At 34.7% G+C, this 13565-nt stretch carries 10 protein-coding genes; 6 read left to right on the top strand and 4 right to left on the bottom strand.

Annotated features, from left to right (window positions below; translation table 11 throughout):
• Nucleotides 1-4130: FIDD domain-containing protein (locus HM984_RS16705; RefSeq protein ID WP_179349998.1), on the bottom strand; the 4130-nt coding region annotated here is incomplete at its 3' end.
• A gap of 12 nt (nucleotides 4131-4142) precedes the next feature.
• Entirely contained in the window at nucleotides 4143-4583 is a 441-nt protein-coding gene (locus HM984_RS16700) for a hypothetical protein (protein ID WP_179349997.1), read from the bottom strand.
• Between the two features lie 195 nt (nucleotides 4584-4778).
• Between HM984_RS16700 and folE the strand changes: the two genes are divergently transcribed.
• The 6 genes from folE to HM984_RS16670 all read left to right on the top strand — a co-directional run bounded on the left by folE (nucleotide 4779) and on the right by HM984_RS16670 (nucleotide 9606).
• Nucleotides 4779-5456 (top strand): GTP cyclohydrolase I FolE, encoded by a 678-nt coding sequence (folE, locus tag HM984_RS16695; protein WP_115810923.1) that lies wholly within the window; start codon nucleotides 4779-4781, stop codon nucleotides 5454-5456.
• Between the two features lie 59 nt (nucleotides 5457-5515).
• Nucleotides 5516-6997 (top strand): cysteine--tRNA ligase, encoded by a 1482-nt coding sequence (cysS, locus tag HM984_RS16690; protein WP_179349996.1) that lies wholly within the window; start codon nucleotides 5516-5518, stop codon nucleotides 6995-6997.
• A gap of 2 nt (nucleotides 6998-6999) precedes the next feature.
• On the top strand, nucleotides 7000-7236 hold the full coding sequence (gene yidD, locus HM984_RS16685; RefSeq protein WP_092469661.1) for a membrane protein insertion efficiency factor YidD: 237 nt from the start codon (nucleotides 7000-7002) through the stop codon (nucleotides 7234-7236).
• A gap of 185 nt (nucleotides 7237-7421) precedes the next feature.
• Nucleotides 7422-8246, top strand: a complete 825-nt coding sequence (gene lgt / locus HM984_RS16680) for a prolipoprotein diacylglyceryl transferase (RefSeq protein WP_115810927.1) — start codon at nucleotides 7422-7424, stop codon at nucleotides 8244-8246.
• The gene (locus HM984_RS16675) at nucleotides 8247-8750 is read left to right on the top strand and encodes a DUF192 domain-containing protein (protein WP_179349995.1); all 504 of its coding nucleotides are present in this window, start codon (nucleotides 8247-8249) and stop codon (nucleotides 8748-8750) included.
• Nucleotides 8743-9606 (top strand): alpha/beta hydrolase family protein, encoded by an 864-nt coding sequence (locus HM984_RS16670; RefSeq protein ID WP_179349994.1) that lies wholly within the window; start codon nucleotides 8743-8745, stop codon nucleotides 9604-9606. The genes HM984_RS16675 and HM984_RS16670 overlap by 8 nt, the downstream gene beginning before the upstream one ends.
• A 127-nt stretch (nucleotides 9607-9733) precedes the next feature.
• On the opposite strand, the gene secDF is transcribed toward HM984_RS16670, so the two are convergent.
• Together secDF and HM984_RS16660 are read right to left on the bottom strand one after the other, a co-directional pair.
• Entirely contained in the window at nucleotides 9734-12781 is a 3048-nt protein-coding gene (secDF, locus tag HM984_RS16665) for a protein translocase subunit SecDF (RefSeq protein WP_179349993.1), read from the bottom strand.
• Nucleotides 12782-12934: 153 nt separating this feature from the next.
• Nucleotides 12935-13546, bottom strand: coding sequence for a hypothetical protein (locus tag HM984_RS16660; RefSeq protein ID WP_179349992.1), 612 nt, complete (start codon nucleotides 13544-13546; stop codon nucleotides 12935-12937).
• Nucleotides 13547-13565 lie beyond the last annotated feature (19 nt).

The following is a 13565-nucleotide window of genomic DNA, read 5'->3' as shown; positions in this document are numbered from 1 at the left end:
ATGATTTGATTAAAATCGTCTGTATTGGTATAAGCGAGTGGATTGTTTATAGGGTTGTTCGCTGCTTCAGCATTCGCTTCACTCTCGTAATAGCTCACTATATACTGTAACGGATCTTGACCGTTTAGTAATTCTGATGCTTTAGTCGTTAAATCAAAAGTTGCAAAGCCATCTGCTGAGATATCATCACAAGCTTCGAGTGCTGTTGGCGCGATTAATTGTGGCGTTGGCTCTACTATTAATTCTAACACAACGATCGTGGCACAGTCTGTCGCGATTGTTGGACTTTCTATTCGTGCAAATAAGATTTGACCATTTTGTACAATATTGTTATAACTCACTGTAGTGTCTATAGCATCAACTCCATTTTCTGCATTGATTTCTGTTTCGTGGTAGGTCACCTCTAAACCTGAGGCTCCTCCAGTAATTTCATTATCAGCATCCGTAAGTGTAAACACCCCAAAACCATCATTATCTGGATCACAGTATCTCAATGGCTGTGGTGTAAAGGCTATTGGCGCTTGCTCTACTACTAATTCTAAATTAGTGGTATCGTAACAGCCTGTATTGATGTTTTCTACACGTACAAAAATGATTTGTCCATTACTTGTATTGGTATATAAAGTTGGCAATGGATTTGTTTCTGTTTCTGCTTCTACCAAAGTCTCATAGTAACTTACAGAATACGCAGGGTTGTTTCCTGTGATTTCTGTGTTCTTTAGACTTAAGTCCATTTCTGTGAGACCGTCTGGTGTACCATCGTCACAAACTTCTAAAGCACTTGGTGCTACTAATTGTGGTAGAGGGTTAACTATTAAATCGAAAGTTACATCTGAAGTACATCCTGTTAGTGTATTAGTTAATACAGCTATAATAGGTTGCGGATTACTAATATTAGTATAGCCACCTAAAATTGGGTTGGTTTCTGCACCAGCATCTGCTGCATTGGCATAATAACTCACGGACACATTCACCTGACCGTTTAAAATCTCTGCTGTTTTTGTAGCTAAATCAAAAACTTCTTCATCATCACCTGTCGCATTATAATCACACAACTCGTAGTTTGTTACTGCTATGACTGTTGGTTTTGGATTTACAATCAATTGAACCGGTGTTGTATCGTAACAGCCCGTTGCACTATTTTCAATACGTGCTATAATTTCTTGTGCACCGGCTTGTGTATTCGTATAAATAGTTGGTAAAGCACTACCTCCTACTTCTGCATCGGCTTGATTGGCATAATAGCGAACCGTCATACCAGCCTGCGAGCCAATAATTTCTGCGTCTTTAGTACTAAGATCAAACACCGCAAAACCATCTGTATCATCATCACAAACTTCAAATACTGATGCTACATTAGCAATAGGATTTTCTAAAACCTCTAATGCTAAGCTGTTGACGCTATAACAGTTCGTTGTGGTATTCTCTAAACGAACAAATACAGTTTGATTGTCAATTGTAGTGTTCACATAACCATCAAATATCTCTGCGTTATCGTTTTCTGCTCCCGCTAAGTTTTCATGAAAAGAGACAACCACTCCGCTTTGGCTGTTTAAAAAATCTGATTCTTTTGTACTTAATGGAAATGCTACAAACCCATCCTCATCATCATCACACACTTGTAATGCAGACACCGCAACGACTTCTGGCAACGCATTTACGATAAGATCAAAACTCGTAGTACTATAACAAGTAGGATGTAAAGGATCTTCTACTCTTACATATATAGTCTCTAAATTTGCTGTGTTATTGGTATAACTCGTTGGTAAAGCTCCTGCGTTATTGTTAGCATTATCTTGACTCGTGTGAAATGAAACATTGTAAACCGTTGGGTCTTGTCCGTCTAAAATAACACCTTCTTGACTGCTTAAATCGAAAGTTGCAAAGCCATCGTTACTGACATCATCACAAACCTCCATAGCTCCTGGTGTTGTAGCTAAAGCTCTAGTGTTAACTACTAAATTAAACAACGCTGTTGCTGAGGCATTGTAACAACTAGAATCTCCTGCGCTCGATACTCTAACAAAAATAGGTTCTCCATTAACAATATTAGTATAATCTGATGGTAAAGCATTATCCCCTGAATCGGCATCTGCAAAATTTAAATGATACGTTACCGTGAAATCTGTTGGTGATTGTGACCCTAATATACCTAATGTTTGGTCGCTTAAATCAAAACTACCCAAACCGTCATTATCGACATCATCACATATTTCTAAATCTGGAACGGTGTTGATGGTTGGTTGACCTGCCACGTTTAAAGTAAAAGGATATGTATCATAACACCCAGAATTTAAATACTCTATTCTAACATGTATAGTTTCACCGTCAACACCATCATAATTTCCTGAGGTAGGTATAGCCGCTAGATCGTTTTCTGCTTCAGCGAGTGAATTATGATATGTAATTACCAAATCACCAGCATTTGTAGCACTAGCACTTACAACCGATGTATTAGAATCTAAATTAAAAAAGTAAGGAGGAATACCGGTATCGCAAACAAATAAATTGAGTGGCGCATCAGTTATTAACTCAGGTAAAACATCAATACACACTTCTTCAGTATACTCACATCCAAAATCATCAGTAGCTCTATATGTATAACAATATTGACCTGCTGCAGGTGGTTGTACTGTAATAACATTACCTGCAGTATTTATTATTGTAGGGTCTGCGTCCCAGGCTTCAGTATCAATTACAGGTGTAAACGAAAGCTCTGGAGGTTGAAGGTTAGGATCAAACTCTATGCTCCATGCAAAAATGTAACCATTATCTGCGCCTAGATGATCTATCACTCTAATCGTCCAATCCCCATTTAAAGGCGACCCTAAAAGTCCATTGAATGAGTCTTCTGAACTATAGTTACCAGGCGGCACATACGAATCTTGATAAGTATCAGGTCCATCACCACTTACAAAGGTCTCCCCTGTCAAAATTCCTTCTATTAAACTATCTATACTATCATCTGGCACAAAGCAATAACGGCTTCCTCTCCCAGGAGTAGGATTACCACTATTTTGATCAACAGTACCTACAGCCCATGGTTGCCCTAAGTTAGCAGAACCTCCACCATTTGTATAATTAATTAAATTAATGGTTTGTCCGCTAGGTGAGATAATTTGAATTTCTAAATCCCCTAAATAAGAATGCTCCATAGTTATACAAACACTAACTAATTGATTCACATCAGTAATTGTTTGGTCAGATTCATAACAATCTACCGATATAGAAGAGTCAAACGGCACACCGTTATCATCAGGTAATTCAAGAATCCCACTAACAGGCGGAGCACAATCATTAATATACTCAACAGCCTCTACTTCACCAACGATATCCGTACTTTCACCATAACAAAGCGTTATATTTGTTGCTTGTGTACCTGTAAAATCTGCCTCTGTACCGACCTGAATAACTTGGTTAATTAAATTATTATTATCACAACCCTCTGGATCGGTTGAAGTATTATCATCACGTATATTTAAGTTTACAATATAGACGCCAGGGTTTGGATATGAAAATGTAGCTGTTTGACCTGCCACCGTATTACCATCTCCTAAATCCCATTCGTAGGTTGCTCCTGCTCCACTAGAAGAAAATGTACCACTACCTGTTAAGGTAATTTCTTCATCGGTACAAACTCTAATATATCCATCTCCATTAGGAGCAGGACTTGCAGAGTCTATTTGAGAATTAATTGTCTGACAATCGGTTAGACAGGATATAGTTGCAGCCCAACCATCAACACTTCCTGCTCCATCAGAAATAAACTGTATCGTTAGACACCCTGACGTATTATTAACACTTGCTTGAACAATACCAGGACTATTAGGCCCTGAAAAATCCCCATACGAAGTAGCTGCAACAGAATCACCATTAAAAATAGACATGACATCTGGGGTACCACCTCCTTGAGTAAAGAAATCCGTAAATTCTAACCGAACTCTTTCACCAGGATTTTCTGGACAAATAGTCAATATAAAATTTTCATCGTTATCGTAACTAGAAAACTCTCCGCCAGAATCATAAAAAACACCTCCACATTGATTAATTGTAGCGGTTTGCATATTAACATCTTGAGCGAATAAAAGTGATGAAAATAATAGAGGGATTATAGTAAATATGTATTTCATGCTTTTATTTTTTTATTGATATTGAGATTTTATGATAATATAATAATTGGTGTTATCTATTTGATAAGTAGCTCCAAATCTTGTATTAAAATTGAAACCGTACATTAAAGGATTAAAATTATTACGATCAAATGATTTGCTTTTCTCTACTCCAGAAACTTCTGATAGTTTAGGCCAAGCTTTCTTTTCATTTTTATTAACTATTAATTTTACCTCTACCCTATTTCTAAGAATATTTTTTATGCTTTTTAAGCGATGAGGAATACTAAAAACAAGCTTTTCGGCAGAATCTCCGTAGGCTTCAATTATTTGAGCACGCTCAACAGCCGTTAATGGCATATTAACATTGTCATTATATTCAACTAATGGCAACGGATTTTTTTGAGTGGATTGTTGACTAAACATACATAAAGGTATGAGCATCAGCATAAAGATAAATTGTAGTTTTTTCATAGATAATTCAGAATATTATAATTTCGAAAATTAAGAAAATTTTAGGAAACCAATTGTTAATTCGTCCAAGGATATTGGAGTTTAACGGTTTTACTTATTAAACAGTTGTAATTATAAAACTCCTACCTCATCCAAACTATTTTTATTGTTTATCTTTGCCACTCGTTTTTAAAAACTGCTAACAATTATATTACAATGAAAATCGAAAGTGATTTTAACGATATTGATGCTTTAGGAGATGACCACATAGGATCATCTAGTGATACACCTTTACGACCTGACGCCTTTAAACTATCAAACGCTGAAAAAATAGAAAGCATTAAAGGTGATGTTAAACATATATTAGAGACCTTAGGTTTAGACTTAAATGACGACAGCCTTAAAGGCACTCCTAATAGAGTTGCTAAAATGTTTGTTAATGAAATTTTTGGTGGTTTAGATCCTGATAAGAAACCTAGTGCCTCAACCTTCGACAATAAATATAAGTATGGAGAAATGCTTGTAGAAAAAAACATTACCGTTTATTCTACTTGCGAACATCACTTATTACCTATTGTAGGAAGAGCTCATATTGCATACATTTCTAATGGTACCGTTGTTGGTTTATCTAAAATGAACAGAATTGTGGACTATTATGCTAAAAGACCACAAGTACAAGAACGATTAACGATACAGGTAGTAAAAGAACTTCAAGCCGTTTTAGGAACCGATGATGTGGCTTGTATCATTGATGCCAAACATTTGTGTGTTAATTCTCGTGGTATAAGAGATATTGAAAGTAGCACCGTTACTTCAGAGTTTGGTGGGAAATTTAATGAGAAAGAAACTCGAAGAGAACTTTTAGACTACATCAAATTAGACACTCAATTTTAAGTCCTATCCACTAGATTAGTTCACGTCATTATATTGATTCATTTTTCAAAAATCGCATCATGTCTTTATACAATACACAGCACATAAAATTATACAATACACTTACTGGTGAAAAGGAAATTTTTCAACCCATAACTGATGGCTATGTTGGAATGTATGTTTGTGGACCTACAGTTTACAGCAATGTACATTTAGGTAATGTGAGAACGTTTATGTCTTTTGATATGATTTTTCGTTACCTGAAACATTTAGGTTATAAAGTGCGCTATGTGAGAAATATTACAGATGCCGGACATTTAGAAAATGATGCTGATGTTGGCGAAGATAAAATCACCAAAAAAGCACGATTAGAAGCTATTGAACCTATGGAAATTGTTCAGCGTTATACCGTTGATTTCCATAATGTACTCAACACTTTTAATTTTTTACCACCAAGTATAGAGCCTACCGCAACAGGTCATATTATAGAACAAATTGAATTAATTCAATCTATAATAGATAATGGCTTTGCTTATACTGTAAATGGCTCGGTTTATTTTGATGTTCATAAATACAATGAATCTAACGAGTACGGTATTTTAAGCAAACGTAAACTTGAAGATTTAATTCATAACACACGTGCACTAGACGGACAAAGCGACAAGAAAAATCCTCAAGATTTTGCCCTTTGGAAGAAAGCTGAACCCACTCATATTATGCGTTGGCCTTCTCCTTGGAGTGATGGTTTCCCTGGATGGCATCTAGAATGTACTGCTATGAGCACTAAATATCTTGGTGATTATTTTGATATTCATGGAGGTGGAATGGATTTAAAATTCCCACATCACGAATGTGAAATTGCACAAAATCAAGCTTCAAAAGGTCAAGCTCCTGTAAAATATTGGATGCATGCCAATATGTTAGAGCTTAATGGTGCTCGCATGAGTAAATCGACTGGAAATTATATCAACCCGGCAGAATTACTTTCTGGCGACAATGATATTATGTCTAAAGCTTATAATCCTAGCGTCATTCGCTTTTTTATGATGCAAGCCTCTTATAGAAGTGTTTTAGATTTAACTGATGATGGCTTATCAGCTGCCGAAAAGGGATTCCATAGACTTATGGATGCTATTGGTATAATTGATAATTTAAAGACAAGTTCTTCATCGTCATTCAACATTACAGATTGGAAGCAGAAATGCTACGATGCTATGAATGATGATTTTAACACTCCGATTTTAATTGCGTCACTTTTTGAAGCTGTAAAATTCATCAACCAAGTAAAGGATGGAAGTGCAACAGTTACTCCTGAAGATTTAGCGCTTTTAAAAGAAACGATTGAATCTTTTGTCTTTGAAGTTCTTGGTTTGGTAAATATTTCAAAAGAAAGTACAGGAGGTAATAAACTTACTGGTGCTATTGAAATCTTAATCAATCTTAGAAAAGAAGCCCGATTAAATAAAGATTTTGCATTGTCTGATAAAATTAGAGACCAATTGGCTGAAGCTGGTATTCAACTAAATGATAGTAGAGAAGGTACGACTTTTACGACAAACTAATAGTGAAGAAACTCTTAACATACCCGTTTCTATTGCTGATTAAAATCTATCAAACGTTTATTTCTCCAATGACACCTGCAACTTGCAGATACCAACCCACCTGTTCCCATTATGCTAAAGAAGCTTTAGAAGTTCATGGTTTTTTTAAAGGAGGTTGGTTAGCTGTGAAGCGGATTTTTAGTTGTCATCCCTGGGGAGGTAGTGGTTTTGACCCTGTTCCTAAAAAGGATGACAACTAAAAAATTTACCAACGCGCCAGCTCGCCCGTTCTCTAAAAATGTACTCCGCATATTTTCTTTACGTTCCGTCGCCTTGGGCGAGGTAGTGGTTTTGACCCTGTTCCTCCTAAAGAGAATTAATATTACGTTAATCTCATTTTCAATCGCTATCAAAATATTATATTTACGGCATAAAGAGAATAACTATGTTTTTATTACAGATTGATTGGGATCCTATTAAGTTTATCGATTTAGGATTTTTTAAACTTCATTTTTACAGTTTGATGTGGATTACAGCCTTTGTTTTAGGCTTTAACATTACCAAGCGTATCTATAAAAACGAAGGTCAGTCCGAAGACGCTTTAGATTCTTTGTTTATCTATTCTGTAGTAGGTATTATGCTTGGTGCAAGATTGGGCCATGTTATCTTTTACCAACCGGAATTAATTTCAGAAGACTTTTTCAGTATCTTTTTACCTTTTAAATTTAAAGGAGGTTTTGAATTCACAGGCTTTCAAGGCTTAGCAAGTCATGGTGCGGCTATTGCCATGATTATTTCTATGTACATCTACAACAAAAAAGTATTACATAAAACTGTCCTTTGGATTTTAGATCGTGTGGTAATTCCTGTGGCACTTGGTGCTGTATTTGTTAGAATCGGAAACTTTATAAATTCAGAAATCATTGGAAAATATACTGGTAGTGATTTTGGTGTTGTATTTAAGCAATTAGGTGAAACCGCACCGAGACATCCAGCGCAATTGTACGAAGCATTTTGTTATGTTTTTGTATTCTTAATCCTCTTTTACTTCTATTGGAAAACGAAGAAATCTGAACAGCAAGGTTTCTTATTTGGTCTGTTTTTAGTATTACTGTGGTCTGTAAGATTCTTTGTAGAGTTCGTTAAAGAAGCTCAAAACATTGAACGTGCGGATTGGGTATTAAATACAGGTCAATGGCTCAGTATTCCTTTTATAATTATAGGTCTATACTTTATGTTTATCTATAAACCTAAAACAAAACTGAGCTAAATGCGTATTCAATTATTTATAAAATCTGGACTTCTTGTTTTAGGGCTTGCTCTTCTTTCATCTTGCAAAGAAGAAAAGAAAACAACAACAGAAGATAAAGTTGTCGTTAACTTTAAAAAAGAAGGTACGCTTACGCTGAAAAAAGCAGATTCTGATTCTATAATAAAGACTATAGATATAGAAATTGCAGATGACGAATATTCTACCCAAACGGGTTTAATGTATCGTACTAAGCTTGAAGCCAATCATGGGATGTTATTTATATTTCCAAATGTAGAAATGCGAAGTTTCTATATGAAAAACACCAAAATTCCTCTAGACATTATTTATATAGATGAAGATAAAACCATCGTAAGCTTTCAAAAGAACGCAAAGCCCATGGATGAAACGTCTCTTCCGTCTGAAGCACCTGCTAAATATGTTTTAGAGATTTACGGCGGCCTTTCTGATGTTTGGCAACTTGCCGTAGGAGATAAGATTAGTTTTACTCAAACTAATGACTAAGCCCATAGGTTTAGATATCACTACTCCTTTAGAGCATCGCTTAAGTCTTTCGGTATTTAAACCGAATGCTTCAAATAATAAAACTATAGTCATCTCTTCAGCCACTGGCGTTTTACAGCATTTCTATTATAAATTCGCCACCTATTTTTCAGAATTAGGCTATACCGTTTACACCTTTGATTATTCTGGTATAGGTAAATCTAATTTGAGCATTTTAGACTTAAAACAAAATACTATCAATTTGGAGTCTTGGGGAGAAAATGACCAAGCCTCTGTTATTAGTTATGCCAAATCTCAAAACCCTACCCATAAAATAATTGTTATTACTCATAGTATTGGAGGTCAAATTTTAGCTTTCAATAAGAACATTGCTCAAGTTGATGCTATAATTACGGTTGCTTCACAAAGTGGTTATTGGAAACATTGGAATGGTTTTGAGCGTTTTAGAATGTTCACATTTTGGTATGTACTCATTCCGACACTAACTCCTTTCTTTGGATATTTTCCTGCTAAAAAAATAAAGCTCTTTGAAAATTTACCCAAACACATGGCTTACCAATGGAGACATTGGGGAACTCATAAAGATTATATGCTGCGTGAATTTAATTTTGAAGACCTTCAATTTAAAAACTTCAATAAGCCCTTATTAGCTTTAAGCTTTACTAAAGATAAGTTTGCATCAAAAGCTTCAGTAGATTGGTTGGCTAAGCAGTTCACCAAAGCCAAAATAGACAGACAACATATCATTCCTGAAGATCTAGGCATTGCAAATGTTGGTCATTTTGGATTCTTTAGAAGTGCGTTTAAAGCATCTTTATGGAAGATAACGCATCAATGGATAGCGAAGCATACGTAGACCTCAGCGACTTCTTTAATCACTAATCTCACCAAAACACTACAATCATATCACAAAAAAAATGCCCTTCAATTAAGAAGGGCATCTTTCATTCTGAATTAATTCAGAATAGAATGTATTTTAAAGCTTAAGCTTCTTCAACAACTTCTTTCTCTTTACTCTTTAATGCTTCTGCTACGTTACCTTTTTTAGCTGTATCGTACATAATTGGTGTTGCAATAAATACTGAAGAGTATGTACCAACTATTACACCCAAAATTAAAGCGAATAATAAATCTTTAAGTGAGTCTGCACCAAATAAGAACATTGCCAATAACACTACTAGAGTTGTTAACGACGTATTTAAAGTTCTACTAATCGTACTGTTTATAGATTTGTTAATTGTAGTATCGAATTTCCAACCTAAGTTTTCATTGAAGTACTCTCTAATTCTATCGAATACAACAACGGTATCATTTAGTGAGTAACCAATTACCGTTAAGATTGCCGCGATAAAAGTTTGATCAACCTCCATACTAAATGGCATAAATCTCCATGTTAATGAATAGATACCTAATACAATTAATACATCATGGAAAACTGCAGCAACAGCACCAAGAGAGAATTGCCATTTCTTAAATCTTATTAAGATGTATAAAAATACAACTACTAAAGATCCTAAAATTGCCCAAATAGATGCTTTTTGAATATCATCTGCAATTGTTGGACTCACTTTACTAGACAACATTTTACCGATTTTGGCATCTCCCGAGCCAACTTTAAATTCATCATAAGTCATGCCTTCTGGAAGGTATTTTTGTAATGCTGTAAACAACATAGACTCTACCTCTTCATCAGCCTCTAATGAACTATCTTCTACTTTATACTTCGTAGAAATCTTTAATTGGTTTGGCCCACCAATAGTTTTTACTTCCGCACTTTCAAAGACAACCTCAAGCTCATTTTTAACTTCTTCAACACTCATGTCTTGATCGAAACGTACTTGGTAGGTTCTACCTCCTACAAAGTCAATACCTTGATCTAAACCTGTTGTAAAAAGCGATCCTAAACTTGCTAAAATTAATGCTCCAGAAAAAGCATATGCAATCTTACGTTTCTTTAAGAAATCGATATTTACATTGGTAAATAAGTTTTTAGTTAAACCAGTAGAAAAATCTAATTTACCGCCTCTGTTTACATACCAGTCTACTAATAAACGTGTAATGAAAATCGCAGTAAATAATGATGTTAAAATACCAATGATTAATGTTGTTGCGAAACCTTTAATTGGTCCTGTACCAAATACAAATAAAATTAAAGCGGTTAAACCCGTTGTAATGTTTGCATCTAAGATTGAAGATAATGCATTAGAGAAACCATCTTTAATAGATTCCTTTTGCGTTTTTCCTTTTGCGAGCTCTTCTTTAATCCTCTCAAAGATCAGTACGTTCGCATCGACCGAAATACCAATCGTTAATACAATACCTGCAATACCAGGTAAGGTTAATACCGCTCCTAAACTTGCTAACACACCAAAGATTAATAAGATGTTTAACATTAAGGCAATATCTGCAAAACCACCAGCTTTTCCGTAGTAAAAAATCATCCAAAGTAATACAAACGCTAAAGCGATAACGAATGATTTCATTCCACTATCAATAGCCTCTTGTCCTAATGAAGGTCCAACGATATCTGATTGAACAATCTCAGCAGAAGCAGGTAACTTACCAGCTCTTAAAACGTTAGCTAAATCGACAGCTTCTGTTAATGAAAATGATCCTGAAATTTGAGAGTTACCACCAGCAATTGGGCCAGAAGACACACTTGGTGCAGAGTACACAATATCATCTAATACAATAGCAATATAACCTTGTGTTTCGTACGCTTTTTTGGTCATTTCTTCCCAGGTCTTAGCTCCTTTAGCATTCATCTGCATACTAACAGCAGGTCTGCTTACTTGATCATAATCTTGTCTTGCATCTGTAATTACAGATCCATTTAATTCTGGTTCACCATCTCTATTACCTTTAATAGCATAAAGTTCAGAAAACTCAGATTCTTCATTTTGTAATCCCCATACAAATCTTACATAACGCATTTCTGCAGGTAAAGAAGCTCTGTTTTTTGAAGCGTTTAAATGCTCCATTACTTTTTCTTTATCTTTAGATAAGAACATACCAACAACAGAACCACCATTTCCATAACCCTGAATTCCTAAAGGATTAATATTAGCAACATCTGTAGAATCCGTTTCTATTTGTCCGGTAAGTTCATTAATAACATCTGAAGTATCTTCTTCTTGATCTTCCGTTACCTCTGCAACCTCATCTTTTGTTTCTTTCTTATTATTTTCTTCAACCAAATTTTGGTTAACCTCCATTAAATAAGGTAAAACATCTTGCGTCTTGTACGTTTCCCAAAATTGTAACTGTGCTGTTTTAGTTACTAAATCTGTTACACGCTCGATATCTTTTGCACCTGGCAATTCAAGAAGAATACGACCAGAGTTTCCTAAACGTTGAATATTTGGTGAAGTAACACCAAACTTATCAATACGTTTACGTAATACTTCGAATGCAGAAACGATAGACTCATCAATTTTTGTTTCGATAATACTTTTAACCTCGTTATCTGACATATCGAATTTGATATCTTCACTTAAGGTTCTATTCGCAAAAATATCTGGTGACGCTAATTTTGTATCTCCTTTAATGGCATCAAATGCAGTAAAGAAAGATTGTAAATAAGAATCTTGAGAATTTTTTTGTAATTCATCAGCATCATCTAAAGCTTTATTAAAAACTGGGTTTTTACTTTTGTTAGCTAAACCTTTTAAGATATCTTTTACTGAAATCTGAAGAATTACATTAATACCACCTTTAAGGTCTAAACCTAAATTCATGGCATTATTTTCAACTTCGTTATAAGTGTATTGTGCAACACCTAAATTGTAAACTTCGATTGACTCAAAGTTTTCACCTACTTTAATTTTTGAGGTTTTCAACGAATCTAAATAGCGAGCCTCTTCGATATTTCGTTTCGTTTGGTAATCCTCTTCTGTATCAGCATATTTTACAATTGCTGCTTGTTCTGCATTAGCTTCTATCTGATTCGCTTTAAAAGTAAATGATAATTGGTAAATACTTACCAAACCAAATAAAAGCGCAAAAAGCTTAATTATTCCTTTGTTTTGCATTGTGATTTTTTGTTTAATGTCGATTTTTTTTAACGCGCAAATATAGAGCTTACACTATAATTCGACAATCTTTTTTTATAAATTGATTTTGAGTTTTTTGACTAAAAAACGCTTTGAAATGAAGTGGAATTATTTGAGATTATATAATTCCTTTTAGGCAGTTGGTCCTGCTCGTACTTCAGGAATGATATAAGAAATAGTATTAATTGATACAGTAGCGTCATTATTAATTGCAGTAGCAACTTTAATGCTGTAATTGATTTTAATATCAGAGAAATGATTACCAAAAGTATTGGTCTTTGAATATAAAAAACGATCTACTTTCTGATTAACCTCTACAATCTGAGTACGTTCAAAATCCCAATTAACAGTATTACTGGTCTTTAATTCAGAGATATTAAGCTCGTAATCCTTAACACTTTTGTGTTTAGGAAAATTATCGGACGGAGTATCAGTAGAATTATATGCTACTCTTAACGTTTCAACATTAAAAAGTGCATTCTGAATATATTTAACATGGCTATCACTATGATAAGTTATTCTAAGTTGGCCTTCATTATTCTGGCCTATTTGAATATGAGTAACACCAATACTTTGCAGTTGATTTTGAATGGCTTCAATCGTAATTTCTGCATCTTCTGAAGAAATATCTGAATCAGAAAACTGAACCACAATCTGTTGATTAGGTAATGTGTTTTGCTCTAGATACGTTCCTAAAAACGCCAAGAGTAAAACTAACAATCCAAAATGCAGTTTGGTTTTCATGCGCCAAATATAGACAAAA

Origin of the sequence: Winogradskyella pacifica, from assembly GCF_013403915.1 — a bacterium.
GTDB classification, from domain to species: Bacteria; Bacteroidota; Bacteroidia; order Flavobacteriales; family Flavobacteriaceae; genus Winogradskyella; species Winogradskyella pacifica.
Note: the sequence above shows the minus strand (reverse complement) of the source record. Positions and strands in the feature narration are given on the sequence as shown.